The organism is Nocardiopsis ganjiahuensis DSM 45031, from assembly GCF_000341085.1.
Classification (GTDB): Bacteria; Actinomycetota; Actinomycetes; order Streptosporangiales; family Streptosporangiaceae; genus Nocardiopsis; species Nocardiopsis ganjiahuensis.
Genome location: NZ_ANBA01000032.1, coordinates 1 through 25,050 on the forward strand (window position 1 = coordinate 1; position 25,050 = coordinate 25,050).

The window sequence follows — 25,050 nt, forward strand, 5'->3', positions numbered from 1 at the left end:
GACCCGCCCCGTCTACGAGGTGGCGAGGGTCGCCTCCGCATCCCCCCTCAAAGTACGGAGGCAACCCTCGCTCTGGGAAGCGGCCGGCGACTCCTCCCCCCTGGAGTCGCGGCCTTAAAGGTCTGCCACGTGGAAGCGATCTTGTCGTTCCGCGTTGATAGAGACACTACCCACCACACCCACGAAGAACAACCCTCTGTCACGGAGAATTACTTAAAGTGATCGCCATTCCTGGGGCGTGGAAGCGCCAAGCGGCTGTGGGCATCGTCAACCCGGGGTCATGAGCAGGCGCTCGGAGAGCGGACATAGCCTGGTCGGGTGAGATCACCGCTCTTCAGCCCGCGCTGGCTCGGCCTCCACCTCGCGGCCGTTCTCGTGGCCGCCGTGTGTGTCGCCGGAACCTACTGGCAGTTCACGCGCGCCTTCGAACCCGACCGCGACGTCATCACCAACCCGGTGGAGGACCTGGCCGACGCCGTGTCCGTCACCGAACTCGGCGAACCCGGGGCCTACCTGCATCCGAACCTCACCGCGAACACCGCGGTCGAGGCCACCGGGCACTTCGACGCGGGCGCCCAGCTCCTCGTCCCCCAGCGCCTCGACGGGGTGGAGGGCTACGCGGTGATCCTCCCCCTCGTCACCGAGGAGGGCGTGGCCGTACCCGTGAGCCGGGGCTGGTCCGAGGACGGAACCGACCTGCCGGAACCGCCCGCGGGCGACGTCACCGTCACCGGTTGGCTCCAGCCTCCGCAGGATGCCTCGGAGGGTTTCGTCCCGATGGGCGACCCCGAGACGGGAACGGTCGAACGGATCGCCCCGTCCGTCCTGGTCGGCGAGTGGGACTACCAGCTCTACGCGGCCTACGTCACCCTGCCCGAACACGAGCCCGCCGTCGACGGGCTCACTCCGCTGCCGCCGCCCGAGCCGCCCACGGAGTTCACGATCAACTGGCGCAGCCTCAGCTACTCCGTCCAGTGGGCCATGTTCGGTGTCTCCGCCGTGGTCTTCTGGATCATCCTCATGCGCCGCGAACTGGCCGAGGCCCGCACCCGGAAGACGGGCGGGGCCTCGGAGGAGAACGGCGAGGACACGGATCAGCCCGCGGTCGCGGGCTCCTGAGCCCCGTCCGACGCGGCGTTGCCCGCGGCCTGCCCGGCCGCCGACTCCTTGGCCTTCTCGCTCTTGACCACCCGGTGCTCGACCACGAAGCCGAGGATCGGGATGGTGCCCGCGAGCACCACGCCCAGGGTGCGGCCGGCGCCCCAGCGGCGGTCCAGGGACACCCACAGGACGACCAGCACGTAGGCCATGTAGATGTAGCCGTGCGGCATCGCGACGTAGAGCATCAGCGGCGACTCGGGGCCGAACCAGTGCTCCCAGCCCTCGGGGGCGCCGACCAGGGCGAACATCGAGGTCTCACCGACCAGGTACTTCGCGGGCATGGCCACGAAGGTCAGGCCCAGCAGGAAAACACCCGTGATGTACGCGAGCACCCGGTACAACGCGAACGAAACACGCCTCTTGTCCACAGCGACTTCACCCATTCAACGACTTCGCCCCGAGGAGGGTCGGGTCCCTCCATCGAGGCTAAGTGCTGTCCGGCACGGCGGGTCCCCGGGGTGACCGTGCCCGGACAATCTCACATCTACGCAGGTCGAAACGGGTCTACCGGACCGGCCTACTTCTTGTCCCTGTTGGCGACCCGGGTGGGGCTGCTCCACCGGCCGTCGGACTCGGCCGTCCACGCCTTCGGGATCATGCGCAGGGCGAGGTAGGAGTCCACGACGCGGATCGGGAAGAAGAACAGGCCGTAGAAGAGGTACGACGGCCGCCGCCGGATCATGGTCATGACGCAGGTGAGCATGTAGTCGGGGATGAACAGGCCGATGGCCAGGGCGGTCAGCGGAAGGAAGGCCGTCACCGCGGTGAACCCGTCGGAGAAGTACGGCAGCCCCGCCACCGCGTCCCCGCCGACCGTCCCCAGCAGTACGAACACCGCGATCGCCACGGTGACCAGGAAGAGCACCGAGACCAGCACGACCTCGAAGATGTACAGGGCCAGGGCCACCCAGAAGAAGCTCGGCCACACCTTGTGGCGCCGGACCGTCTGCCAGAAGCCCAGGGTCCAGCGGCTCACCTGTTTCCGGTAGTCCCGGAACGTGAACGGGTCCTGGCTGTAGGCCTTGGTGTCCGGGCGCATAGAGATCCGGCCGAGGCGCTTGCGGTGCACCTCGAAGGTCATGTTGAAGTCCTCGATCACCAGCCCCGGCGGGTTGACGGTGATCTCCCTGAGGGCGCGGCTGCGGTACACGCTCGCGAAGCCCGGGACGATGAAGGCGACGTTGGTCCGCTTCCAGGTCTGCCCGAAACGCATGAAGTACTGCAGCATGAAGTACAGGCGGTCCCGGTAGGCCGAGATGATCCGCCCGATGACGTTGCGTTCCTTCGGCTTCCACTCCGAGACGACGAACCCCGCGACAGCGGCCACCTCCTGGTCGAGCAGTTGACGTTTGGCACCCTCTACGTATCCTGCGTCGAGCTCGGTGTCAGCGTCCAGAATCAGGACACCGTCGTAGTTTTCGGTCAACGAGAACTCCTCGATGACCGCTTCGATGGCCCCGGCCTTGCCCCGGTTGGTGAGCAGCTCGAGGACGTTCACCCCGGTCTTCGCCGCGATATCGGCGGTCGCGTCCTTGGACGAGTCCGAGACGACGTAGATGTCCCAGCGGTTGAACAGGCCCAGCGCGGAGGAGATCGCGGTGTCGATCACCGGCTCCTCGTTGTGCGCCGGGATGATGACCGCGATGGTGACGTCCGGGAGGGCGTCCGGGGTCAGGGCGCCGCCGGGTGCCGCGGTGTCGACGGCACCGCCCCCGGTGGACCCGGGTTCGGATTCGCCCTCGGTCAGGGCGAGGTCGCCTCCGCCGCGGCCCGCGCCGACGAGGACCCGCTCCCGTTCACGGCCGCCGGCGACCGCCTTCCGCTGGAGGTCCTCCGGCCTTCGGCGGAGGGCCGCGCGCGCACCGCCCTCGGCCAACCTGAGCAGGCCGATCACGGTCCACAGCAGCAGGTTCAGGCCGAAGGCCATCCACAGGAAGACGTAGCCCAGCGCCCCGATCCCCGCGGCGGCGGCCATGGACGACGCGAAGTCGAACCAGTAGACAAAGAGTGCGACGGCCAGGACCAGGGCTATCAACCCGGTCAGCAACCCGCCGACGAAACGCACGATACGCACAGCCCCAGGACCCTCCGAAAGTTATCGGTTTCGGACCGACATTAACCCGCAAAGTCGGCGTTAGGTTGACGCCCTACACAACCGGCAGGTTCACCCGAGTTCGCGTCCTATGTAGGCCACGCAAATCGTATACATGGGCTTGCGTGAGGTGGTACCCATTAGAAGATATTTGAGGCGAGGTGCCGGAGGTGGTTCCACCCCCGGTTTATTCAAGGCCGTGCAGGCTTCAGGTAAATCCTCGCCGAACATCACCCGACGAGAGAAGGAGAACGCCCGGCGTGATCGGCGACTCGAGATCCCCCTCGCCAGATCCTGCCCACGACACCTCGGAGTCTGACCACAGGCGCGCCGCTTCGACCAGCCATGACAGCGCCCGCGTCCGGGCGGCGGTCCACCAACCGCACTACTGGCCCTGGCTGGGGTTGATCGACAAGATTGACCGTTCCGACCGGTTCATCATGCTTGACACGGTTCAGTTCGAACGTCGTGGTTGGCAGAACCGAAACTACGTCGCCGGCCCAGGCAAGCCGGTGTTGCTTACCGTGCCCGTCACCCAGGCGAGCCGCGACGAGCGCATCCGCGACAAAAAGATAGACAACACACAGAAATGGAGCAAAAAGCACTACAGGGCACTCGCTGAACACTGTTACCGCAAGGCACCGTACTGGGTCGATTACCGAGAGGAAATCGCCCAGCTGTACGAAACCGAGTGGGAGGACCTCGCAGACCTGGCCATAGCGACCACCCGCCTGCTGACACGCGGATTCGGGATCGACACACCCATCCTGCGCGCCAGCGAGCTCGGGGACTTCCCCGGGCACAAGAGCGAGCTGCTCGCCCAGATCTGCGCCAAGGCCGGAGCGGACACCATGCTCTCTGGCGACGGCGCGAGGGACTACCTGGACCCCGAGATCATGCACCGCCACGGGGTCGACATCGAGTGGCAGGGCTTCAACCACCCGGTGTACCAGCAGCACACACGTGGACCCGCCGACGAATTCGTGCCTCGCCTGTCGGCGATCGATCTCCTACTCAACGCCGGACCGGACGCGCTGCACGTGCTCCGACAGGCAAGATCCCGCGACTGACCTCGATCAGTGCGCGGGACACCGCCCGCCCGAGTCATCGGGCGCAGTGGTCCCGACGGCCCGGGTAACAACCGATCGCCCTCCATTTTCGGCAAAGGACAGGAAACCGGCATGACGACGGACTGGTCACAGGAGCGCCTCCTGGTCTACTCCCCCCACCCCGACGACGAGACCCTCGGCTGCGGCGGCCTGATGCACAAGGCCAAGCGCGCGGGCGCGGAGGTCTTCGTGCAGTTCCTGACGGTCGGCGACACCGCGGACCAGTCCCCGAAGGGCTTCTCGACCGCCGAGGAGCGCTACACCGAGATCAAGAAGGCCTCCGAGCACTTCCGCTGGGACGACTGGCACATGGCCCTGCCAGGCGACACGCACCACCTGAGGCTGGACTCCGTCCCCAGGGTGGACCTGACGCAGCTGATCGAGCGGGAGAGCCCGCTCTCGATCGCGCGTCTGAAGCCCACGGTGGTGCTCGTACCGCACAGCACCAGCTACAACCAGGACCACCAGGCCGCCGCGGAAGCGGCGCACACCGCGCTGCGGCCCTCGAACACCCGCCTGCGCCACCATCCCTCTCTGGTGCTGGCCTACGAGGAGGCCGCCGACCAGTGGCGGACCGAGGCCGTGGACTCCCCCAACCTCATCGTCGAGCTCGAGGAGGAGGACCTGGCCGCCAAGTTGGAGGGCATGGAGCTCTACGGCTCACAGAGCCACGAGCACCCGCACACCCGTTCCGAACTCACCCTGCGCAGCCTCGCCGTCCTCAGGGGCATGCAGGCCGGAGTGGCCCTCGGCGAGGGCTACCACGTCCTGCGCTGTCTGGCCTGACCGACTCCGACGGTGCACGAACTCCCCACCTGTCACACGAAGACCCATCCCCCGTGAAGAACAGAACACCTACACCGCCCGTAGTGGAGGGGAAACCATGAAGGCTGTCATCACCGGTGGAGCCGGGTTCATCGGCTCTCACCTATGCGATCACCTGGTCGCGCAGGGCCACGAGGTCATCGTGCTCGACGACCTCTCGACAGGTTCCCTGTCGAATCTGTCCCAGTTGGAGGGCTCTACCGCGTTCCGCTTCGTCCAGGGAGACATCCTCGACCGCGAACTGGTCGACGAACTCGTCGCGGAGGCGGACGCCGTCTTCCACCTCGCCGCCGCGGTGGGCGTCTACAACATCGTCGACAACCCGCTCCGCTCACTGCGGATCAACCTGCACGGCACCGAGAACGTCGTGGAGGCCGCGGTCAAGCACCGCGTCCCGTACATGATCGCCTCGACCAGCGAGGTCTACGGCAAGAACGACGCCGACGGCCTCAAGGAGAACGACGACCGGATCTACGGCTCGCCGACCAAGAGCCGCTGGTCCTACGCCGCGGCCAAGGGCCTGGACGAGCTGGTCGCCTACGTCCACGGCGTGGAGTCCGGCGTGCCCTGCGTCATCACCCGTTTCTTCAACGTGGTGGGACCGCGGCAGACCGGCAGGTACGGGATGGTCGTTCCCCGATTCGTCGACCAGGCCCTGTCGAACGAGCCCATCACCGTCTACGGAACGGGAACGCAGCGCCGCTGCTTCGGTTCCGTGTACGACGTGGTCCCCACGCTGACCAGGCTGATGGACACTCCCGAGGCCTACAACCGGGCGGTCAACCTGGGCGGCCGCGAGGAGATCTCGATCAAGGGGCTCGCCGACCGCGTCGTGCAGCTGACCGGTTCCACGAGCGCGATCACCTACGTGGACTACGAACAGGCCTACGGGGAGGGGTACGAGGACATGCAGCGCCGTTACCCCGACACCTCACTGGCCGCGCGTCTGATCGGTTACGAGCCGACGCGGGACCTGAACGACATCATCGACTCCATCGTCCAGCACCGCCGTTCGGCCCACTCGGTCCCGGAACCGGTCTGAACAGCCACTGGCGGGAGGACGCCCCCGGGCGCCCGCCACCCCGGCGGTCCCCTCCCCGCACACCGGTGCGGTAGAAGCGCGGCAGGAACGGCGCAGTAGGAGAAGCAGCGCAGCAGGGAGGGACGCCACGAGGCCCGGTCCCCGCCTCATGGACCCGACGAACCCGCCGCCCGTGTGAGGGCAGGGAGTCGGACGCCCGGTCCCCTTCGCCTCGGCCGGAGGCCACGCCCGTACACAGGGCATACCGCTTGCTCAGGGACGCCGGTTCACGGTACGAGCACCGTCGTCAGCACGACCACGGTCAGGGCGAGGACGCCCGCGCTCAGCAGGACCATCGCCCAGGGACGGGCCAGGTTCAACGGCGGCCGTCCCGTCTCCGGTTCGCGCAGTCCGTGCCCGGTACGCCTCCACCGCGCCCACAGGTGCAGTCCCAGCCCCGCGCCCAGCAGCAGGGTGAAGGCCATGACGCCCACCCGGAGAACCGGTGCGACCTCGGGCACCGCGGTGGAACCGGGTTCGAGCGGCCCCCGCAGGTAGAGCAGGCCCACCACGACCAGCAGGATCAGCATGCGCTGCCAGGACAACAGCGTGCGTTCGGGTTGGAGGCCCGGGTCCCGCCATCCGTCGTTCGGTTTCACAACAGGTTCCCCACCAGAACCAGTAGACACACCAGTCCCACGGCGAACGTGGTGACCAGGGGGAGGACGCTCATCGACAGCCCCTCGCCACGGCGCATGGCGCGTTGTACGCGGTACCAGCGCAGCGGAGCGTACACGGTCACGACAGCGGCGAGCACGGCCAGGATCAGGCCCACCACGGTACGCAGTGTCTCGTCCCACTCCAGGGGGAGCAGGTGGAGCACCGCGACCGCGCCCGCCAGCAGGGCCAGCGCGGTCCTGATCCATGCCAGGAAGGTACGTTCGTTGGCAAGGGTGAAGCGGTAGTCGACCCCGTCGCCGCTCTCGGGCGCCTCGGCGCTCATCGGTCCCCCCGGTTTTCGGCGTTCGGCCCACAACAGGAGCTCTGGTCACGACAATGAACCCGTGTCCCACCAACCGACAGTAACCGCGGGCGGTCTTTCCTCCCAAACCGGTATGTAACACGTGTTGCGTTGGAAATCACCAGGCCACGAGGCGTACGCGAACCGCCTTCGATGCATGTGGAACAAACGAGTGGGCACTACCGCTGTAGCACCCAAGAGGATGGCAGTTGGCCACCGGTCGACACCAACAAGACGAACCAAGAGCAGGAGACCACGTGTCCACCGTCGAACTCACCAAAGACAACTTCGCGGAAACGCTGAAGGACAACAGCTTCGTCCTGATCGACTTCTGGGCTGACTGGTGCGGTCCCTGCCGCCAGTTCGCCCCGGTCTTCGACAAGTCCTCGGAGAAGCACGAGGACATCGTGCACGCCAAGGTCGACACCGAGGCCCAGCGCGAGCTCGCCTTCGAGTTCAAGATCCAGTCCATCCCGACCCTGATGATCGTGCGCGACCAGACGGTCATCTACAACGAGCCGGGCGCCCTCCCCTCGGAGGCCCTGGAGAGCCTGATCACCCAGGCCCGGGAGCTGGACATGGAGGAAGTCAAGAAGAAGGTCTCCGAGCAGAGCGGCGAGACCGCCCAGTAGGAGCTCGGACTCCTCCACCTCTGAGCCTGACCCGACCGCCCCGACGTCCGATGCCCGCCGGCACGGAAGCGTCGGGGCGGTCGCGTTCACCCCCTGGCCGCGGTACCCGAGCCCCGTGGCGTCACCGATGGTGGACGGGGGAGGGATCACCTTCACCCAGGAACCCAAGTGGTGGTTCCGCGGCGACCGCGCGCACCTGGGCCCGGCAGGACGTCCACCACCTCGGCTCGCACCGGGCCAAGAGCGGCAAGCGCCACTTCACGCTCATCGAGGTCCACCTGTACCGGGTGGACACACGAGACACGGCTGCCCTCCTGGGCCCGGCTGCTCATGGCGGGCGAGCGCAAGTGGGGCTTCGGCGCGTCCACCCGCCCGGTGCTGCTGATGAACCTGGACCGGATCGGCTCCTCGCACCAGCTGCTGGACCACCTGCGCCGGACCCGCCCCGACCTGGTGGTCACCGTCTGAGACCCCGTCCGGGAGCGGGGACGACACCGAAACGTCATCGGAGGCTTCCCACTCCACCGCCCACGTTCACCTTGCCCACGGGGTTCGTTCACCCGGCCTTCATGCGGACATATTTGCATGGGTATTCACCGCGCTACGCGGGTTTCACCCCCACGTGCACACCGAGCTCCGTCCGACCCGGAAGTGGCCCCATGTCTGTCAGCAACACCGCGACCCCGCGAGGCACCGAGTCCGGCCGCGGCATCGCACCCGACACCGTCCGGTACAACCGTGAGGTCCCCGGCCTGGGCGACCCCGTCTTCGACATCTCCGACCTGTCGATCTACTACGGGGCCAACAAGGCCGTCCGCGACGTGAACCTGAAGGTGGGGCCGCGCCAGATCACCGCGATGATCGGCCCGTCCGGCTGTGGCAAGAGCACGGTCCTGCGCACCCTCAACCGGATGAACGACCTCATCCCGGGGGCGCGGGTCGAGGGCAAGGTGACCTACCACGGCGAGGACCTGTACGCCTCCGAGGTCGACCCGATCGAGGTCCGCCGCCGGATCGGGATGGTCTTCCAGAAGCCCAACCCGTTCCCCAAGTCCATCTACGACAACATCGCCTACGGCCCGCGGATCAACGGTCTCCGCGGCAACATGGACGACCTGGTCGAGGAGACCCTCACCAAGGCCGCGCTGTGGGACGAGGTCAAGGACAAGCTGAAGGAGAGCGCCTTCGCCCTCTCCGGCGGCCAGCAGCAGCGCCTGTGCATCGCGCGCACCATCGCGGTGAACCCCGAGGTCATCCTCATGGACGAGCCCTGCTCGGCTCTGGACCCGATCGCCACGCTGAAGATCGAGGACCTGATGTACGAGCTGGCGGCGGAGTTCACGATCGTCATCGTCACCCACAACATGCAGCAGGCGGCCCGCGTCTCGGACCGCACGGCGTTCTTCACCGCCGGCGTGGACGACGCGGGCGACCGCTACGGCAGCCTCGTCGAGTTCGACGAGACGGCGACGATCTTCAGCAAGCCCGCCGACCAGCGCACCGAGGACTACATCTCGGGCCGTTTCGGGTAACCAGGCCGAGCTTTCCCGCCCTCGCCCCCCTTCGACGAAGTGGACCCGCCCATGCCCGCGCTCACCTCCTCCGTACCGGTCCCCCCTCCTTCGGGCGCGCCGGACGAAGAGGTGCGGGTACAGCGGACGGAGGGCCCGCTGAGGGTTCTGCTGGTGGAGCCGGAGTCGGAGCAGTCGCATCAGCTGGTGCTCTCCCTGAGCGGCCACGACGTGGACATCACGGTCTGTGTGGACGGAGCCGAGGCCCTGCTCAGGGTGGGCATGGTCCGCCCGGACACGCTGCTGACCAACGCGGCCCCGCCCGAGGTGGACCTGGAGACGCTGGTGCGGGTGACCCGGCGGGCCATGGACATCCCGATCCTGATCGGGGTGGGCCCGGGTGACTCGCAGCGGGCGATGCGGGCGCTGGGCGCGGGTGCCACCGCCTGTGTGAACCGCCCCTACCGCATCCCCGAACTCGCCGCGCTGCTGCGCGGTTCGCTGCCGGGGACGGAGGGGGTTCCGACACCGGGCACCGGCGGACCGGTGGCGCTCCGTTCGGGCGACCTGGAACTGGACGCCCTGGGACACCGGCTGTTCGTGGACGGACAGCCGGTCAACCTGGCCCTGCGGGAGTTCGGCATCATGGACTTCCTGCTCAGACACAGCGGAAGAGTGGTCAGCCGCGAGGAGTTGTGGACCGAGGTCTGGCGCAAGCCCCTCCCCCCGGTGAACAACACGATCGCCGTCCACATCCGCCGTCTGCGGCACAAGCTGGGCGACTCCGAGTCACAGCCCCGGTTCATCCACACGGTCCGGGGCATCGGATACCGGCTCGACACGGCGAACGGCGGGTAAGCGCACGTAGGGATTCCCGTGCTTTTTCGAGGGCCCTCCGGAAAACACCGGAGAGGCCCGTCGTTCATGTACGGGTCACATTTTCCCAGACCAACGCCCGGGTGAAGTGGCAAGAACTCGCAGTTGTCACTTACCCGATCGTCGTGCTACCGCCGAGAACCCGAGACCTCCGTCATACAGGCAGGTCAGAACGCACCCTCCAGCGTCACACACAGTCACACGCACCACCACACACAGGTGTCGTTATCAAATAGTGACCGCCATTCACTCGCCATTCACCCGCCTTCTACCGGATGTCCTTCATTTCGATGACACCACGCCTTTCTCCGCGCTTAGTGTCGTTTTACGTCAGCCCCGACAGCGGTGATTCAACGAGGAGAACTACGACATGCGCAACGGGCGTTCCAAGCTCGCCGTTCTGGCGGCCATCCCCCTGCTCGCGGCGGCGTGCAGCAACGGCGGCAGTGACAACGGCGACGATGCCGACGGCGGCGGTGGCGGCGGTGACCTCAGCGCGTCACTGACCGGCGCGGGTGCCAGCTTCCCCGATCCCCTCTTCCAGGACTGGATCTACACCTACAACAGCGACGTCCAGCAGGGCGTCGACATCAACTACCAGAGCGTCGGTTCCGGCGCCGGTGTCGAGCAGTTCCTGGAGCAGACCGTCGACTTCGGTTCCTCCGAGGAATACCTCAGCGAGGAGGACCTCGCCGCCGCCGCCGACGCCCGCGGTTGCGAAGCCGTCCAGTTCCCGGTCGTGTTCGGCTCCGTGGTCATCGCCTTCAGCAACCCCGACCTCGACGGTCTGGTCCTGGACGCGCAGACCATCGCGGACATCTACTCGACCGAGATCACCACCTTCGACGACCCGGCGATCGCCGAGCTCAACCCGGACATGGACCTGCCGAGCGACGAGATCGTCCCGGTCCACCGCTCCGACAGCTCCGGCACCACCGCGGTCTTCTCCCACTACCTCACCACCGAGGTCGAGTCGTGGGCGGACGAGTACGGCGAGGGCAAGGAGCTCGACTGGGCCTCCGGCCTGGTCGGCGGCCAGCAGAACGACGGTGTGGCGCAGGGCATCAGCCAGAACCCCGGCGGCATCGGCTACGTCAACCAGTCCTTCGCCCAGGAGGCCGACCTGGCCGTGGCCTCGATCGTGAACGCCGACGGCACCCCGATCGAGCCGACCCTGGAGTCCACCATCGCCGCCTCCGAGGAGGCCGAGGTTCCGGACAACTTCCAGTTCTCCATCGACAACATCGGTGGCGAGGGCTACCCGATCGCCGGCACCAACTGGATCTTCACCTACACCTGCGGCTACGACCAGGCCAACGCCGACGCCATCATCGACTTCTGGACCTGGGCCCTGACCGACGAAGGCGCCCAGGACCTCGCCGGTGAGCTGGGCTACGCGCCCCTCGGTCCGGACCTGACCGACCGCGTCATCGCCGAGCTGGAGAAGACCAACTCCGAGAACGGCTCCGACGAGTAGCAACTCCACCGGGCCGGGGTGCACGCGCACCCCGGCCCTCTCCCCCCGGCCCCGCTGAGGGCCGACCTGCTCTCCCACTCCCACGAAAGCCATCAAGAGGAGACGCACCATGTCCACTGAGGCCCCCGAGGCCCCGGCCCCGGAGGAACCCCGGCGGGGCACACTGAGGTCCAGCAAGGGGAGGATGGCCGACCCCCTCTTCAAGTGGGCCGTCACGGCCTGCGGCACCATCGTGCTGGTCCTCCTGGCGCTGATGGTCCTGCGCACCACCTCCGAGGCCTGGCCCGTCTTCGCCAAGGAGGGCTTCTTCGGTTTCCTCTTCGGTGACGAGTGGACCTCCGGCGGTTCCCGGTCCGAGATCACCGGTACCTACGGTGCCTGGCCGTTCATCTACGGCACCCTGGTGACCTCGACCATCGCCATCGTGATCGCGCTCCCCCTCGCGATCATGGTCGCCTTCTACCTCACTCACCTGGCGCCGCGCCGCCTGGCCAAGCCGCTCTCCTACACGGTGGAGCTGCTCGCCGCGGTGCCGAGCGTCATCTTCGGCCTCTGGGGACTGCACTGGTTCCTGCCGAACGTGCTCCGCCCCTTCTTCGAGCTCCTCGAGGGCGTGCTCGGCTGGTTCTTCCTCTTCGAGGGACCGGTTCGCGGCGTCGGCTACCTGGCGGCCGGAATCGTGCTGGCCATCATGATCCTGCCGATCATGACCGCCATCATCCGCGAGGTCATCGTGGTGCACCCGATCGACCAGAGGATGGCCGCCTACGCCCTCGGCTCGACCCGCTGGGAGGTCCTGCGCCACGTGGTCCTGCCGGCCAGCTTCTCCGGCATCGTCGCCGCGGCGATGCTCGGTCTGGGACGCGCGCTGGGCGAGACCATCGCGGTCCTGATGCTGATCGGCGGCTCCCAGGCCTGGGGAGCGAGCCTGTTCGGCACCGGCAGCAGCATGGCCTCGCACATCGCCGCGACCTTCGGTGAGGCCTCCCCGGAGGCCAGGACCGCCCTGATGGCGATCGGTGTCGCCCTGTTCCTGGTCACGATGATCGTCAACATCCTCGCCCGCGTCATCGTCTGGCGGCTGGGGCGCATGACGGGAGACGCCGCCGTATGAGCACCATGACCTCGACCCCTCCGAGCAAGCACGTTCCGCTGAACCACCGGGCCCCGGGCTCGTCCTTCCGACGGTTCAAGGACCGCAGCGCCACCGTGGTACTGACCGCGGCGATGGTGATCGCCATGATCCCGCTGGTCCTCATCGTCTTCGAGGTGACCCGGCGCGGCATCGGCGTGGTCAACCTGGACTTCATCACCCAGACCGAGCCCCCGCCCCGGCGTGAGGGCGGCGGCTACGCGGCCGGTTTCTTCGGGACGCTCTACATCATGGCGCTGGCCGTCGTGATGTCGATCCCGTTCGGTATCGCCACGGCCGTCTACATCGTCGAGTACGGCCCCAACCGGATGACCTCGGCGATCCGCTTCTTCACCGACGTGATGACGGGTATCCCGTCGATCTTCGTGGGTCTGTTCGTCTACGGCCTGCTGGTGATCGGCTGGGGCGGCATGGGCTTCGGTACCTTCGTGGGCGCGGTGGCCATCGCCGTGATGATGCTGCCCATCGTGACCAGGTCCGCGGAGGAGATGCTCCGGCTCGTCCCGAACGAGATGCGCAACGCCAGCTACGGCCTGGGCGCCCGCAAGTGGCAGACGATCGTGCACACGGTCCTGCCCGCCGCGGCTCCCGGCCTGACCACCGGTTCGATGCTCGCGATCGCCCGCGGCATCGGTGAGACGGCGCCGCTGCTGCTGACCGCCTTCGGTTCCGGCCTGGTCGTGACGGCCTTCCAGGGCAGTGCGCAGGGCGCGGTCCCCATCCAGCTGTACCGGGGCGCCGCCCAGCCCTTCGAGGCCGGCGTCGACCGTGCCTGGGGCGCCGCGCTGTGCCTGTTCGTGCTGGTGCTGGCGTTCACCGTGGTCGCCCGCTGGATCGGCTCGAAGGCTTCCACCGGCTCCCACTGACCGGCTGTCTCCACAGCGGAAGGGCCGCCACCGCCGTTCGGGCGGGTGCGCGGCCCTTTTCCGTGTTCCGGTCCGCTCCCGCGCCCTTCGGACCGGGTTCAGCCGGAGACCGTGATCGCCCCGGTCGGGCAGACGGCGCCCGCCTCGCGGACCGCCTCCTCGTGCTCCCGGCCCGGGGCGTCCTCCAGCAGGACCACCAGGCCGTCGTCCTCGTCCTGGTCGAACACCTCGGGCACGATCAGCGCGCACTGGCCCGCGCCGCAGCACAGGTCCCGGTCCACCTCGACCCGCATCCCGTCGCTCATTCGTGTCATTTCCCCTCTTCCCCCACCGTGGTCACCAGCGGACCGGGAGCTCGGCCAGGCCGCCGACGATCACCCCGGAACGGGTCTGCAGTTCGGACACCGGCACGGCCAGGTCCAGGGTGGGCAGCTGTTCCAACAGGACCTCCAGGGCCACCTGGAGCTCGGTGCGGGCCAGCGCCTGTCCGATACAGGAGTGCGCCCCGGCGCCGAAGGCGATGTGCGGATTGGGCGAGCGGCCCAGGTCCATCCGGTCCGGGTCCTCGAAGGCGCGGGGGTCCCGGTTCGCGGCGGACAGGCTGCTGATCACGGTGCTGTGCGGGCAGACCTCGCCACTGGGCAGCGTGGTCTCCTCGGTGACGAAGCGCGGCAGGCCGACCCCCATGTTGGCGTCCATCCGCAGGGACTCCTCGGTCGCGGTACGGACGAGGCTCCGGTCGGCCAGGAGCGCCTCCCACCGCGAGCGGTCCGCCAGGAGCATGGTGACCATCTTGCCGATCATGTTGGCGGTGGTCTCGTGCCCGGCGACGAGCAGACCGATCCCGGTGACCATCAGCTGCTCGTCGCTCATCCACGCGTCACCGGTACCGGAGGCCAGTTCGCTGAGCAGGTCGTCGCCGGGCCGGGCGCGCTTGTCGGCGATGTGGCCCAGCATGTACTCGGCGAACTCGGCCTGGGCGGCGAGGATCTCGTCCTGGTCGTACTTGGTCTCGCTGAGCATGGTCTCGGACCAGTAGGAGAACCGGTCCACGTCCTCGGGCGGGGTGCCCAGCAGCGCGCAGATCACCTGGACGGGGATCGGGAACCCGTACTCCGACACCAGGTCGGCGGTGTTCCCGTTCTCGCGCATCCGGTCCACGCAGGCCTCGGCGACGGCGCGCATCCCCGGGCGCAGGCCGTTGACCCGCCGCGCGGTGAACGCCCGGCCCACCAGGCGCCTCCACCGGGGGTGGTCCCCTCCGGTCATGAGGTCCTCGACGTCGGCGCTACCGGTGAAGACGGTGCCCTCGTCCGCGGTGGACAACCGCGCGGCGCCCTTGGCGGGGTCCAGCTGGCGGCCGAAACGGGGGTCCTTCAGAAGCTGGCGGACGTCGTCGATGCGGGTGAGGAGCAGCGCCCGGTCTCCGCTGACCAACCGGACGTCGGCGATGGGGCACCCCTCGCGCAGCTCCGCCCACTCGGAGGGCGGTGCGACGGCGTCGGGCCTGGAGAAGGGGAAGTCGGGTAAGCCGTCGGTGTCCTCGTGCTGATCCGTCCTGGGTGCCACACGCGCCTCCTGGTGGGTCACTCTGCGTTCCCATTGACGCACGCGGGCATATTCAAGTCAATCGCCCGGACCCCGGCCTGTGGACAACCCCGGCGCCCGGTCCCACTGGCCCCCGGAGGACGGACCCCGATAGCCTGGCGCGAGCCCGTTCCCCAGCAGATCCGGAGAGCCACCGATGGCCGAGACCACCGACTACGCCGCCACCTTCGCCCTCGTCGACACCGACGGCGACGGCCTCATCTCCGCCCAGGAGCTGGCCTCTCTGATGCGCAACCTGGGCGATCGGACCACCGACGAGCAGGCCGCCGAGGTCGTGCGCGCGATGGACGGCGACGGCGACCAGCGGATCTCCCTGGAGGAGTTCGCCCGCTACATGTCCCGCAACCAGAGCTGAGCCGGGTGGAGGCCCCGTTCCGCGCCGTCCTCTGCGATGTGGACGGCGTTCTGCGTCTCTGGCCCGCGGGCGGCGGCATGGCCGGGGTGGACCGCGCCCACGGGCTCCCCGAGGGCACCCTGGCGGCCACGGCCTTCCACCCCGATCACCTGCTGCCCGCGATCACGGGCGCGGTGAGCGACGAGGAGTGGCGTGAGGGGATCGCGGCGGCGCTGGCCGACCGCTGGTGCTCCCCGGAGCGGGCCCGCGCTGTGGTCGCCGACTGGACCGCGATCGTCCCCGGGGTCAACGCCGAGCTGGCCGCGCTGCTGCGCCGTGTGGGGCGTGTGGCGCCGGTGTTCCTGGTCTCCAACGCGACCAGCCGGTTGGAGTCCGATCTGGCCGCACTGGGACTGGACGACTGCGCGACCGGTGTGGTCAACAGCTCCCGGGTGGGCGTGGCCAAGCCGGACCCGCGGATCTACCGTGTCGCGCTGGACCGCCTGGGGGACGAGGGCCGCGGCGGTTCCGTGCTGTTCGTGGACGACAGCGCCGAGAACGTGGCCGCGGCCCGCGAGGCCGGGTTGGCCGGGGTCCACTACCGAGGGCTGGACGACGTCCGTGAACTCCTGGAGTCGTTCCTGCCCGCCGGCTCAGGACCGGGGCCGGGTCAGAGCGGGTCCGAGGCGAGGTAGACGGTGTCCGGGACACCCCGGGCGACCACCACCTCCACGACCTCCACCGAACCGAAGCGGCTCCGCAGCAGCTCCTCGAAGCTGTCCACGGTGTTGGCGCTCCAGAACGAGAGCACACCGCCGGGGGCCAGCAGGCGGGTGAGCTGTTCCAGCCCGGCCGCCTCGTAGAGGCGGTTGTTGTTCTCGACCACGGTCCAGTCCGGGCCGTTGTCGGTGTCCAGGCAGATGACGTCGTAGCGGCGGGGCTTCTCCGCGGCGGAGGCCTTCTCCAGCCAGGCGACGATGTCGGCGTTGTGGATACGGCAGCGCGGGTCCCGGTGCACGTACTCGGCGGCCTCACCGAGCTCGTCGTCGTGCCAGGCGATCACCTGGGGTTCGAGCTCCACCACCTCGACACTGGACACCCTGGGGTCGTCCAGGGCCTCACGGGCGGAGAAGCCCACGCCCAGTCCGCCGACCAGCACACGGGCGTGCGAGCGGCCCGCGGGGAGCTGGGCCAGGCTCGCGCGCACCATCTCGCGTTCGGAGGTCCCGTCCCGGGTGTCCATGAGGAAGAGCCCGTTGGAGTAGATCTCGTAATGGGCGCCCACCCGGCGCAACACCAGGTCGCCGCCGGTCTCACCGGTCACCCGGGCCAGGGTGACCGTCTCGCCCTCGAGTGCGGGGGCGAGGTCTCGCGTTCGCTGGTTCATGTCCCACATTGTGCCCTCGAAACGGCCCGGCCCGCTGCGTCTGGGAGCGGGCCGGTGCGGAACCACTTCCTTACCGGTGAGTAGGTTAGGTCCCGGCGCGCCACGAGAGGAGTCTTCATGACCATGGGCCGACGCCTGGAGAAGCTGCGCGGGGCCGCCCCGCTCGCCCTGGGCGGACTGTTCGTCGGGGCCGGAGTGCTGCACTTCGTCGCCCCCGAGCCGTTCGAGGCGATCATGCCGCGCCGGCTGCCCGCCCACCGTGCGTTCGTGTACGGCAGCGGCGCCGTCGAACTCGTCTGCGGCGCGGGCCTGTTGACCCGTCGGAAGTGGGCCGGCCCTGCCAGTGCGGCCCTGCTGCTGGCCGTGTGGCCGGCCAACGTCCGGATGGCACTGGACTCCGGTTCCGGTCGCCTGCCGGCGGTGGCCGACAACAAGGTCCTCGCCTGGGGCCGTGTCCCGCTCCAGATTCCGCTGATCTGGGCCGCGCTCCAGTCCCGTCCCGGGCCGGAGGCCGGGGCCTGAGCCTCCGAGGTGACCGGTCGCCGCTCCGGCCTGATCAGGCCGGAGCGGGTTCGGAGCGTGTGCGTGCGGTGAACCGGTGGACCAGGGCCACCGGCACCGCGCACACCCAGCCCAGGCAGAGCGCCCACAGCACGCCGGTGAGCGCTCCGGCGAAGGCGTAGGAGAGGAACGGCAGCGGTCCCGCGCCCGCGGCCAGGACGGCGGCGACCGCGCGCAGGGCGTTGGCCAGGGCCAGGCCGAGCAGCGTCCCGGCCCAGGCGGAGAGCAGGAGCCGCCACGGGTCGGCCCCGGGGCGCCGCAGCAGCGCCCGGTGCACCCACCAGGCGGCGACGGCGGCCAGGACCACGGCGGCGAGGAGTTCGGTCCCCAGGTGCCAGCCCGGCTGGCCCACCAGGGGACGGAAGGTGAGCCGGGGGAAGGCGAAGGGCACGCCCAGCGACGTGGGCAGCATCAGCCAGGCGGCACGGGCGCCCAGCCAGGTGAGGAAGGCGGCGCTGCCGAAGAGCGCACAGGTGAGCAGAGGAGCGGCCGCGGCGACGACGAGGGTCAGGACGTTGTGGGGGGCGGGTTCGCTGGGGGCACGGGGGCTATTGCGAAGAGCATTCACCCTCTGCATGATAGTGATCCAGGTCTCATTGCCACATCCCTCTGCTCCACCCTCCCCGCCTTACCCCCAGGAGCGAGATGCAGCGCACCGACAAGCGCAGGCTCGTCACGGCTGTCCTGACCGTCCTCGTTCTGGTGCTCGGCGGCCTCGTCGCCACCGCCACCCGCCACACCCCGGGCCCCACCCGGTACCTCACCGACAGCCAGGGACGGGCGCTCTTCCTCCACGGCCTCAACACCTCCGGCTCGGCCAAGAGCGACCCCGACGGGCTGCCGTGGATCACCGAGGAGGACGTCCAGGCCGAGTACGACGCCATGGGCACGAACTTCGTTCGCCTCCTCATCCAGTGGCAGGCCCTGGAGCCGGAGGAGGGCGTCTACGACGAGGCCTACCTGGACGCCGTCGACGAACGGGTCGAGTGGTACGCCGACCGCGGGTACCACGTGCTGCTCGACATGCACCAGGACCTGTACGGCCGCTACACCAGTCCCGAGGAGCACTCCGGCAACGGCGCACCCGAGTGGGCCACCCACAACGACGGACTGCGGGTGGAGAGCCAGGAGACGTGGGAGCTCGTCTACCTGGAGCCCGGGGTCGTGCGGGCCTTCGACCACTTCTGGGGCACCACCGGCGAGCATCCGGAGCTGATGGACGCCTACGCCGACGCCTGGGGCCACGTGGCCGCCCGGTTCTCCGGCAATCCGGCGGTGATCGGCTACGACCTCATGAACGAACCCTTCGGCGGCAGCCTCCAGGGCGCCGACTTCGAGGCCGGGCCCCTCGCCGAGCTCTACCGCCGGTGCATGGAGCGGATCCGCCTGGTCGACCAGGAATCGTGGATCTTCCTGGAGGGCCAGGCGGTGGGCGTGAACTGGGGGCTGCCCTCGTCCCTGCCCCACCTCGACGACCCGCGCGAGGGCGAACCGAGGATCGCCTACGCTCCGCACATGTACGCGCTGCCCATGGACCTGGGGCAGCCCTACGAGGGTGAGGCCAAGGAGCGGATCGACAGCAGCGTCGACCTGTGGTCGCACAACGTCCGACTGGTCGGGGAGCGCATGGAGGCGCCGATCGTCCTGGGCGAGTTCGGTCTGGACATGTCCGGAGCTGGTGCGCCGGAGTTCGTCAGGCGGATGCTGGAGGAGACCGAGGCCATGGCGTCCGGGCGCGTGTACTGGTCCAACGACCACGACGGCTGGGGCCCGTGGGAGAGCCGGGAAGAGGGTGAAGAGCTCACCCCCGGACCGCTCGCCGACGTGATGAACCGGGCCTACCCGCGCACGGTGGCAGGTGATCCCCTGGAGCTGGGCTACGACGATGCCAGTGCCACGCTGTCGGTGCGCTACACCGAGCGCTCGGAGGTGTCCGGGGCCACCGAGCTGTACCTGCCCGAGGACGTCTTCGGCGCGGGCCCCGGAGCAGGGTTCGAGCTGACCGTGGACACTCCGGGCGGGAGGGACGCCTGGACGTCGAGGTGGGACGAGCGGATGCGGGTCCTGCACGTCACCGTCCCGGGATCGGCCGACGGCGAGGTGACCACCCTGACCGTGGCCCCGGAGTGATCGCCTCCCCGACACGGAAAGCGCCCGGTCAGGCCGGGCCGACGACGCCGGCGGCTCCCCCTTGACGACCACCCGGGCCACCGGAGCGAAGGCGGCCGTGGCGAACCCGGACGGGGAGAGCCCCGACCCGAACCACGCTTTCCCCTCGGCGCGCACACGTCGTGGGACGCGCGCACCGGAAGGGTGGTTCCGGCCGGGGCTCGGGGCCTCAGCGATCAGTGACGGCCCGGGGCGTCAGAGGCGGCAGGCGTAGATGTCGGTGACCAGGATGGCGCGGGCGCCGAGCTGCCAGAGGTCGTCCATGATGCGCTGGGCCTCCTTGCGCGGCACCATCGAACGGACCGCGACCCAGCCCTCGCGGTGCAGCGGGGAGACCGTCGGCCCCTCCATGCCCGGGGTGAGGGCGACCGCCGCCTCCAGCTTCTCGGCGTGCACGTCGTAGTCCATCATCACGTAGTCGCGTGCCACGAGGACGCCGCGCAGACGGCGGAGCAGGAGTTCGATCTGCTGGTCCTCGGGGGCGTCCGTGGGCCGGATGACCACGGCCTCGGAGACCAGGATCGGGTCGCCGAAGGTCTCCATGCCCGCGTTGCGCAGGGTGGTCCCGGTGGAGACGACGTCGGCCACCGCGTCGGCCACACCGAGCTGGACCGAGCTCTCCACGGCGCCGTCCAGGTGGATGACGCGGGCGTCGACGCCCTGCTCGTCCAGGTAGGAGCGGAGCAGGCCGTCGAAGGAGGTGGCGATGCGCTTGCCGTCGAGGTCGGAGACCTTCATCTGCGCGCCGCCGGGTGCCGCGAAGCGGAAGGTGGAGCCGCCGAAGCCCAGCGGGAGGACCTCGTCCACCGGGGCGCCGGAGTCCAGCAGCATGTCGCGGCCGGTGATCCCGGCCTGCAGGATGCCCTCGCCGACGTAGACGGCGATGTCCTTGGGGCGCAGGAAGAAGAACTCGGTGTTGTTCTCGGGGTCGACCAGTACGAGGTCGCGGCTGCTCTTGCGCTGGCGGTACCCCGCCTCGCCCAGCATCTGGACGGCGGGTTCGGACAGCTGGCCCTTGTTGGGCACGGCGATTCTGAGCATGTCGGGCATCGGGGTTCCTTCGTGGCTCTGGTGTGTTTCGGGGACGTCCGGTGGGCCGGTGTGCGCCGGCGCCCCGGGAAGGGGGCGCCGGACACCGGCCTAGAGATGCTTGTAGACGTCCTCGAGGCGCAGGCCACGGGCCAGCATCAGAACCTGGAGGTGGTAGAGGAGCTGCGAGATCTCTTCGGCGGCCTGCTCGTCCGACTCGTACTCGGCGGCCATCCAGACCTCAGCGGCCTCCTCGACGACCTTCTTGCCGATGGCATGGACGCCGGCGTCGAGTTGGGCGACGGTCCCGGACCCCTCGGGGCGGGAGCGCGCCTTCTCGGACAGCTCGGCGAACAGCTCTTCGAAGGTCTTCATGGTGTCTTTCCTCGACCGACAGTGCGGTACCACACTAGGCGCTTCCGGCTACCCGTGACCAACTGGGGACCGGAAGTCTCAGCATGTGGGAAGGCCTGGTGTTCCAGCTCACGCCATGCGGCGGGCGACGGCGCGCACCAGCGGGCGGGGCATGAACCTCAGGATGCCGTCGGCGGTCTTGTACTGGGCACCGGGGATGACCGCCGCGCGCCCGGCGGACCAGGCGGCCAGGGAGTCACGGACGATGTGCTCCTTGGGCACGAAGGCGAAGGCGGGCAGCCCCTGCTCCTGGACGGCCCGGGTCATGTCGGTGCGCACGAAGCCGGGCAGGACGACGGTGACGTGGACGCCCTGTTTCCGCACCTCGGCGGCGACGCTCTCGCTCCACAGCGTGACGAACTTCTTGCCCGCGCCGTAGACGGAGCCGCCGGGGTTCGCGGGGATCTCACCGGCCATCGACGACACGTTCACCACGCCGAGCCTGCCGCCGTACCCGTCGGCGCGGCGGGCGATCTGGACCGGCAGGACGGCGCGGGCCAGACGGAGGACGGCGCGGACGTTGAGGTCGATCATGGCGTCGATCTCGTCGGGGTCCTGTTCGACGAAGGGGCCGCCGTCGCCGCGCCCGGCGTTGTTGACGAGGAGGTCGACGGGGGCGGGGCCGCCGGTGCCGTCCGCGGACAGCCGTTCGGCGACGGCGGCGACGCCCTCGGGAGTGCCGAGGTCGGCTGAGAGCACCTCGACCGCGGTCCCGTACCGCTCCCGGACCTCCTCCGCGAGCCCTTCCAGCAGCTCGCTGCGGCGTGCGACCACGACGAGTGCGTACCCGCGCTGGGCGAGCCTGCGGGCGTACTCCTCGCCGATGCCGCTGGAGGCCCCGGTGACCAGCGCGGTCCGCGGGTGGTCGGAGGAAGGGGTGCCAGGGGTCTTCGCGGCGTCGCTCATGGCCTCAGCGTAGGGTGTCGGATCCCGGTCGTCCCCGCTCGGAGTGCGCTTTCGCGCCGGCCGCCCGGCGGGCGCGGCGCGGGGTTCCCGTTCCGGCGGTGGTGATGGCCACGCGGTGTTTCCCGGACAAAGGGCGGCGCGGACTCCCCCGGACAACACTGAGGCGTTAGCGTTCAGTCATGTCCGAGACTCAGAGCCCTGCCGGACCCTTTTCCGCCCTCAGGTTGGATGAGCGTCTGCGTGACACCAGGCTGTTCTTCAGCCAGGCGCTGCGCACCTTCCACGCGACGGGTTCCATCGTGCCCAGCAGTAGCGCGCTGGCCCACGCCATGGCCGACCACGTCCGCTTCCGACCCGACCCCGACCAGCCCCTGCGCATCCTGGAGGCCGGCGCCGGAACCGGCGCCATCAGCCGCGGGATCGCCGCCGCGATGCGCCCGGGCGACACCGTGGACCTCGTGGAGGCCAACCCCGAGTTCGCCTCCTACGTGGAACACCTGCTGGAGACCGACCCGGTGCTGTCGCCGATCGCCGACAGCGCCGAGGTGCACGCCTGCCTCGTGGACGAGATGGGCACCGACCGCACCTACGACGTGATCGTGTCGGGTCTGCCGTTCGCCAACTTCACCGCCGACCAGGTGCGTGGAATCCTCGACTACTACTTCACGGTGCTCCGCCCCGGCGGGACCCTGTCCTTCTACGGGTACCTGTACACCAAGGAGGTCAAGGCCGTCATCGCCCGGCGCGAGGACTACCTGCGCCAGGCCCGGACGAGCTGGGTCGTGCAGGACTGGATCGACCGTTACGGGATCGGCTCGGAGAAGGTCTTCGCCAACATCCCGCCCGCGTGGGTGCACCACCTGCGCAAGCCGGAGTGGGAGTCGTCCAGCACCTGACCGGACGTGGGACGCGAGCCCCGCCCACAGCCTGTGGATATCTTTTCGCGAGTTTCCACAGGACGCGGGCGGGGCTTCGTCCGTCCGGGGGCAGGAGGGCGAGCCGGCCGGCCCCGGTGAGGGCGATGGCAACGGCGTAGAAAAACACCTCATGACCGTATTGAGTAAAATGTGAGGTTCTACCGCAACGTCCCCCGCCCCCGAAACCCCTCCCGCACACCGAAGAGTGGCCGACGGCACCCCGTCGAACCCGTCGGAGGTCACGACCCGTTCGACCGCCCCGGAACCACTGCCAAGGCGGTGACCTGGGCGTATTCCAGCGATCGCCGAACCGGGCCGGTTCCGAACAGAAGCCGACTTGTGATCTGCATCACGAGCCTCTCGTGCACACACACCACTGGGGCGCGGGTAGTCTCGCGTTGACTTCTGGGGGACCTGACCTTTTCCGGAAGAGCACGAATGCCCGGTTCATCCGGTTGCACGCTAAATATTCCTTTAGGTCTGTTCAAAGCCCCCCGCAGCTCATCCCGCGCGATCATCCCTGGGTCTACGTTCGTCACACCAGACCCATGCGAACCAGACACATGCGCGCGGAGTCCTACATCTCACCTATTTTCCCAGGTCGGTAATGGACCAGTGGAGGAGGCAACGTGACGCTCACCCAGGTGGTCAAAGCGGCTCCGGGGGTCCCGCAGGGACCAGCCGAAACGACCTTTGAGGCCATGCCCCTCGACGTCCGGCAACGTGTCTCCGCCCTCGCCCGCACCTCGCGGCTCCTCGTGACCTGCGACTACGACGGCGCCCTCGCACCGCTCGACTCCGACCACCGGGGCCCGCTCCCCGAGGCCGTCCGCGCCCTGCGCGACCTCGCGGACCTGCCCGGCACGGTGTGCGCGGTCATCTCCGCCCGCCCGCTGCGCGACCTGGCCGTCCTCTCCCGGCTGCCCGCCGAGGTCCGCCTCGTGGGCGCCTACGGCACCGAGTTCGACACCGACCTCACCATCGACCCCGGCCACCCCGGCACCGGCCCCGACGCCCCGCCCGCGGACAAGTCCGCCGCCCTGGAACTCCTGCGCGCGCAGGTCGAGGCCACCGCGATCCTCTACATCGGCGGCGGTGACGGCGAGGAGCCGGTGTTCATGAACCTGAACACCGGGGCCGACGCGGGCGTGCGGGTCGGCGAGGGGCCCACGGTCGCCTCGCACCGCGTCCCCGACACCCCGACCGCCGCGACCCTCCTCTCCCTCCTGGCCACCGAGCGCCGGTCCTGGGTCTTCGGGGAGCGCCCCACCCCCATCGAGCGCATGTCCATGCTGTCCAACCAGGCCTCCGTGGCGCTGCTGGGCCCGGACGCGCGCCTGTCCTGGTTCTGTCACCCCGAGCCGGACTCCAACGCCCTGTTCGCCGAGGTCCTCGGCGGCCGCCAGGCCGGTGTCTTCGCGATCGCCCCCGCCCACGGCGGACTCCCCCTCGGCCAGCGCTACCTGCCCGGGACCATGACCGTGCGCACCCGCTGGTCCCGCCTGGAGGTCACCGACTACCTCGCGCACGGCACCGCTCCCGGCCGCACCGACCTGGTCCGGGTGATCGGCGGCGTCACCCCGGCCACCGTCGAGTTCGCGCCGCGCCCCGACTTCGGCCGCGCGCCGATCCGCATCACGGTGGAGCCCGAGGGCCTGCGCGTCCAGGGCGCCGACTTCCCGATCGTCCTGCGCTCCCCCGGAGTGGAGTGGCATGTGGACCACGACGGCACCGACGACGTCGCCCGTGCCACGGTCCACCCGCGTTCGGAGCGCCCGGTCGTGCTGGAGCTGCGCTGCGGCACCGACTCCCTGACCGCCGAGGAGCACACCGAGACCGAGCGCCAGGAGCAGGCCGCCCGGCACTGGTCGTCCTGGGTGGAGGGCCTGGACCTCCCCCACACCGAGAGCGTCCTCGCCGCCCGGTCCGCGTTGACGCTGCGCGGGTTGTGCACCCCCACCGGCGGGGTGATGGCCGCGGC

Annotated in this window: 28 protein-coding genes; 17 read left to right on the forward strand and 11 right to left on the reverse strand. The window is 69.3% G+C overall.

The window, feature by feature from the left end; genetic code table 11:
• Window positions 1–318: 318 nt before the first annotated feature.
• Window positions 319–1,119, forward strand: coding sequence for an SURF1 family protein (locus D458_RS0131185; protein WP_017590644.1), 801 nt, complete (start codon window positions 319–321; stop codon window positions 1,117–1,119).
• On the opposite strand, the gene D458_RS0131190 is transcribed toward D458_RS0131185, so the two are convergent.
• Together D458_RS0131190 and D458_RS0131195 are read right to left on the reverse strand one after the other, a co-directional pair.
• Window positions 1,095–1,544, reverse strand: coding sequence for a DUF3817 domain-containing protein (locus tag D458_RS0131190; protein ID WP_017590645.1), 450 nt, complete (start codon window positions 1,542–1,544; stop codon window positions 1,095–1,097). The genes D458_RS0131185 and D458_RS0131190 overlap by 25 nt on opposite strands.
• A gap of 134 nt (window positions 1,545–1,678) precedes the next feature.
• Window positions 1,679–3,235, reverse strand: a complete 1,557-nt coding sequence (locus D458_RS0131195) for a glycosyltransferase family 2 protein (protein WP_017590646.1) — start codon at window positions 3,233–3,235, stop codon at window positions 1,679–1,681.
• A gap of 278 nt (window positions 3,236–3,513) precedes the next feature.
• Here D458_RS0131195 and D458_RS0131200 point away from each other — a divergent pair, with 278 nt between their 5' ends.
• From D458_RS0131200 to D458_RS0131210, 3 genes are all read left to right on the forward strand, one after another.
• Window positions 3,514–4,323: a WbqC family protein gene (locus D458_RS0131200; RefSeq protein WP_017590647.1), complete on the forward strand. Its 810-nt coding sequence runs from the start codon at window positions 3,514–3,516 to the stop codon at window positions 4,321–4,323.
• Between the two features lie 111 nt (window positions 4,324–4,434).
• Window positions 4,435–5,148 (forward strand): PIG-L deacetylase family protein, encoded by a 714-nt coding sequence (locus tag D458_RS0131205; protein ID WP_017590648.1) that lies wholly within the window; start codon window positions 4,435–4,437, stop codon window positions 5,146–5,148.
• Between the two features lie 97 nt (window positions 5,149–5,245).
• A complete protein-coding gene (locus tag D458_RS0131210; protein WP_017590649.1) occupies window positions 5,246–6,229 on the forward strand; it encodes an NAD-dependent epimerase/dehydratase family protein in 984 nt (327 codons plus the stop codon).
• Between the two features lie 266 nt (window positions 6,230–6,495).
• On the opposite strand, the gene D458_RS0131215 is transcribed toward D458_RS0131210, so the two are convergent.
• Together D458_RS0131215 and D458_RS0131220 are read right to left on the reverse strand one after the other, a co-directional pair.
• Entirely contained in the window at window positions 6,496–6,867 is a 372-nt protein-coding gene (locus D458_RS0131215) for a DUF202 domain-containing protein (protein WP_017590650.1), read from the reverse strand.
• Complete coding sequence (locus D458_RS0131220; protein WP_017590651.1) at window positions 6,864–7,211, reverse strand: YidH family protein; 348 nt, start codon at window positions 7,209–7,211, stop codon at window positions 6,864–6,866. Before D458_RS0131220 ends, D458_RS0131215 begins: the two co-directional genes overlap by 4 nt.
• Window positions 7,212–7,486: 275 nt before the next feature.
• Between D458_RS0131220 and trxA the strand changes: the two genes are divergently transcribed.
• The 7 genes from trxA to pstA all read left to right on the forward strand — a co-directional run bounded on the left by trxA (window position 7,487) and on the right by pstA (window position 13,744).
• A complete protein-coding gene (gene trxA / locus D458_RS0131225; RefSeq protein ID WP_017590652.1) occupies window positions 7,487–7,861 on the forward strand; it encodes a thioredoxin in 375 nt (124 codons plus the stop codon).
• Between the two features lie 330 nt (window positions 7,862–8,191).
• Window positions 8,192–8,329, forward strand: a complete 138-nt coding sequence (locus D458_RS36855; protein ID WP_017590653.1) for a hypothetical protein — start codon at window positions 8,192–8,194, stop codon at window positions 8,327–8,329.
• A 191-nt stretch (window positions 8,330–8,520) separates the two neighbouring features.
• Window positions 8,521–9,393 carry a phosphate ABC transporter ATP-binding protein PstB gene (gene pstB / locus D458_RS0131235; protein WP_017590654.1) on the forward strand — a complete coding sequence of 291 codons (873 nt, stop codon included), beginning with the start codon at window positions 8,521–8,523 and terminating at the stop codon, window positions 9,391–9,393.
• 51 nt (window positions 9,394–9,444) lie between these two features.
• Complete coding sequence (locus tag D458_RS0131240; protein WP_017590655.1) at window positions 9,445–10,230, forward strand: response regulator transcription factor; 786 nt, start codon at window positions 9,445–9,447, stop codon at window positions 10,228–10,230.
• Between the two features lie 388 nt (window positions 10,231–10,618).
• On the forward strand, window positions 10,619–11,725 hold the full coding sequence (pstS, locus tag D458_RS0131245; protein WP_017590656.1) for a phosphate ABC transporter substrate-binding protein PstS: 1,107 nt from the start codon (window positions 10,619–10,621) through the stop codon (window positions 11,723–11,725).
• Between the two features lie 109 nt (window positions 11,726–11,834).
• The gene (gene pstC, locus D458_RS0131250; protein WP_017590657.1) at window positions 11,835–12,839 is read left to right on the forward strand and encodes a phosphate ABC transporter permease subunit PstC; all 1,005 of its coding nucleotides are present in this window, start codon (window positions 11,835–11,837) and stop codon (window positions 12,837–12,839) included.
• A complete protein-coding gene (pstA, locus tag D458_RS0131255) occupies window positions 12,836–13,744 on the forward strand; it encodes a phosphate ABC transporter permease PstA (RefSeq protein ID WP_017590658.1) in 909 nt (302 codons plus the stop codon). Before pstC ends, pstA begins: the two co-directional genes overlap by 4 nt.
• A 98-nt stretch (window positions 13,745–13,842) precedes the next feature.
• On the opposite strand, the gene D458_RS0131260 is transcribed toward pstA, so the two are convergent.
• Both D458_RS0131260 and D458_RS0131265 read right to left on the reverse strand, forming a co-directional pair.
• Window positions 13,843–14,037 (reverse strand): ferredoxin, encoded by a 195-nt coding sequence (locus tag D458_RS0131260; RefSeq protein WP_026119861.1) that lies wholly within the window; start codon window positions 14,035–14,037, stop codon window positions 13,843–13,845.
• A gap of 43 nt (window positions 14,038–14,080) precedes the next feature.
• Window positions 14,081–15,313, reverse strand: a complete 1,233-nt coding sequence (locus D458_RS0131265; RefSeq protein WP_026119862.1) for a cytochrome P450 — start codon at window positions 15,311–15,313, stop codon at window positions 14,081–14,083.
• A 175-nt stretch (window positions 15,314–15,488) separates the two neighbouring features.
• On the opposite strand from D458_RS0131265, the gene D458_RS0131270 reads away from it, so the two are divergent.
• Window positions 15,489–15,707, forward strand: coding sequence for an EF-hand domain-containing protein (locus D458_RS0131270; RefSeq protein WP_017590661.1), 219 nt, complete (start codon window positions 15,489–15,491; stop codon window positions 15,705–15,707).
• A 5-nt stretch (window positions 15,708–15,712) separates the two neighbouring features.
• Complete coding sequence (locus tag D458_RS34620) at window positions 15,713–16,381, forward strand: HAD-IA family hydrolase (protein ID WP_017590662.1); 669 nt, start codon at window positions 15,713–15,715, stop codon at window positions 16,379–16,381.
• Here D458_RS34620 and D458_RS0131280 read toward each other — a convergent pair.
• Window positions 16,357–17,073 (reverse strand): spermine/spermidine synthase domain-containing protein, encoded by a 717-nt coding sequence (locus D458_RS0131280; RefSeq protein WP_040703010.1) that lies wholly within the window; start codon window positions 17,071–17,073, stop codon window positions 16,357–16,359. The two genes, D458_RS34620 and D458_RS0131280, sit on opposite strands and share 25 nt — an antisense overlap.
• Window positions 17,074–17,190: 117 nt before the next feature.
• On the opposite strand from D458_RS0131280, the gene D458_RS0131285 reads away from it, so the two are divergent.
• Window positions 17,191–17,595, forward strand: coding sequence for a DoxX family protein (locus tag D458_RS0131285; RefSeq protein ID WP_017590664.1), 405 nt, complete (start codon window positions 17,191–17,193; stop codon window positions 17,593–17,595).
• Window positions 17,596–17,629: 34 nt separating this feature from the next.
• Here D458_RS0131285 and D458_RS0131290 read toward each other — a convergent pair whose 3' ends face one another.
• Window positions 17,630–18,211 (reverse strand): hypothetical protein, encoded by a 582-nt coding sequence (locus tag D458_RS0131290; protein ID WP_017590665.1) that lies wholly within the window; start codon window positions 18,209–18,211, stop codon window positions 17,630–17,632.
• 68 nt (window positions 18,212–18,279) lie between these two features.
• Here D458_RS0131290 and D458_RS0131295 point away from each other — a divergent pair, with 68 nt between their 5' ends.
• Window positions 18,280–19,764, forward strand: a complete 1,485-nt coding sequence (locus tag D458_RS0131295; RefSeq protein WP_017590666.1) for a cellulase family glycosylhydrolase — start codon at window positions 18,280–18,282, stop codon at window positions 19,762–19,764.
• A 234-nt stretch (window positions 19,765–19,998) separates the two neighbouring features.
• Here the strand turns inward: D458_RS0131295 and hisG are convergent, their stop codons facing one another.
• From hisG to D458_RS0131310, 3 genes are all read right to left on the reverse strand, one after another.
• Entirely contained in the window at window positions 19,999–20,853 is an 855-nt protein-coding gene (hisG, locus tag D458_RS0131300) for an ATP phosphoribosyltransferase (protein WP_017590667.1), read from the reverse strand.
• Window positions 20,854–20,943: 90 nt separating this feature from the next.
• A complete protein-coding gene (locus D458_RS0131305; protein WP_014913038.1) occupies window positions 20,944–21,207 on the reverse strand; it encodes a phosphoribosyl-ATP diphosphatase in 264 nt (87 codons plus the stop codon).
• A gap of 108 nt (window positions 21,208–21,315) precedes the next feature.
• Complete coding sequence (locus D458_RS0131310) at window positions 21,316–22,152, reverse strand: SDR family NAD(P)-dependent oxidoreductase (RefSeq protein ID WP_017590668.1); 837 nt, start codon at window positions 22,150–22,152, stop codon at window positions 21,316–21,318.
• 179 nt (window positions 22,153–22,331) lie between these two features.
• Between D458_RS0131310 and D458_RS0131315 the strand changes: the two genes are divergently transcribed.
• Both D458_RS0131315 and D458_RS0131320 read left to right on the forward strand, forming a co-directional pair.
• Entirely contained in the window at window positions 22,332–23,048 is a 717-nt protein-coding gene (locus D458_RS0131315) for a class I SAM-dependent methyltransferase (RefSeq protein WP_026119863.1), read from the forward strand.
• A 650-nt stretch (window positions 23,049–23,698) separates the two neighbouring features.
• Window positions 23,699–25,050: trehalase-like domain-containing protein (locus D458_RS0131320; RefSeq protein WP_239648118.1), on the forward strand; the 1,352-nt coding region annotated here is incomplete at its 3' end.

What these genes read in the sequence shown, in the direction of transcription:
- D458_RS0131285 (WP_017590664.1), top strand. Translation starts at nt 17,191, where the DNA reads ATGACCATGGGCCGACGCCTGGAGAAGCTGCGCGGGGCCGCCCCGCTC.
- D458_RS0131220 (WP_017590651.1), bottom strand. Translation starts at nt 7,211, where the DNA reads ATGAGCGCCGAGGCGCCCGAGAGCGGCGACGGGGTCGACTACCGCTTC.
- D458_RS0131260 (WP_026119861.1), bottom strand. Translation starts at nt 14,037, where the DNA reads ATGCGGGTCGAGGTGGACCGGGACCTGTGCTGCGGCGCGGGCCAGTGC.
- D458_RS36855 (WP_017590653.1), top strand. Translation starts at nt 8,192, where the DNA reads ATGGCGGGCGAGCGCAAGTGGGGCTTCGGCGCGTCCACCCGCCCGGTG.
- hisG (WP_017590667.1), bottom strand. Translation starts at nt 20,853, where the DNA reads ATGCCCGACATGCTCAGAATCGCCGTGCCCAACAAGGGCCAGCTGTCC.
- D458_RS0131190 (WP_017590645.1), bottom strand. Translation starts at nt 1,544, where the DNA reads ATGGGTGAAGTCGCTGTGGACAAGAGGCGTGTTTCGTTCGCGTTGTAC.
- pstC (WP_017590657.1), top strand. Translation starts at nt 11,835, where the DNA reads ATGTCCACTGAGGCCCCCGAGGCCCCGGCCCCGGAGGAACCCCGGCGG.
- pstS (WP_017590656.1), top strand. Translation starts at nt 10,619, where the DNA reads ATGCGCAACGGGCGTTCCAAGCTCGCCGTTCTGGCGGCCATCCCCCTG.
- D458_RS0131290 (WP_017590665.1), bottom strand. Translation starts at nt 18,211, where the DNA reads ATGCAGAGGGTGAATGCTCTTCGCAATAGCCCCCGTGCCCCCAGCGAA.
- pstA (WP_017590658.1), top strand. Translation starts at nt 12,836, where the DNA reads ATGAGCACCATGACCTCGACCCCTCCGAGCAAGCACGTTCCGCTGAAC.
- D458_RS0131280 (WP_040703010.1), bottom strand. Translation starts at nt 17,073, where the DNA reads ATGAACCAGCGAACGCGAGACCTCGCCCCCGCACTCGAGGGCGAGACG.
- D458_RS0131205 (WP_017590648.1), top strand. Translation starts at nt 4,435, where the DNA reads ATGACGACGGACTGGTCACAGGAGCGCCTCCTGGTCTACTCCCCCCAC.
- D458_RS0131240 (WP_017590655.1), top strand. Translation starts at nt 9,445, where the DNA reads ATGCCCGCGCTCACCTCCTCCGTACCGGTCCCCCCTCCTTCGGGCGCG.
- D458_RS0131270 (WP_017590661.1), top strand. Translation starts at nt 15,489, where the DNA reads ATGGCCGAGACCACCGACTACGCCGCCACCTTCGCCCTCGTCGACACC.
- D458_RS0131315 (WP_026119863.1), top strand. Translation starts at nt 22,332, where the DNA reads ATGTCCGAGACTCAGAGCCCTGCCGGACCCTTTTCCGCCCTCAGGTTG.
- D458_RS0131210 (WP_017590649.1), top strand. Translation starts at nt 5,246, where the DNA reads ATGAAGGCTGTCATCACCGGTGGAGCCGGGTTCATCGGCTCTCACCTA.
- D458_RS0131295 (WP_017590666.1), top strand. Translation starts at nt 18,280, where the DNA reads ATGCAGCGCACCGACAAGCGCAGGCTCGTCACGGCTGTCCTGACCGTC.
- D458_RS0131305 (WP_014913038.1), bottom strand. Translation starts at nt 21,207, where the DNA reads ATGAAGACCTTCGAAGAGCTGTTCGCCGAGCTGTCCGAGAAGGCGCGC.
- pstB (WP_017590654.1), top strand. Translation starts at nt 8,521, where the DNA reads ATGTCTGTCAGCAACACCGCGACCCCGCGAGGCACCGAGTCCGGCCGC.
- D458_RS0131310 (WP_017590668.1), bottom strand. Translation starts at nt 22,152, where the DNA reads ATGAGCGACGCCGCGAAGACCCCTGGCACCCCTTCCTCCGACCACCCG.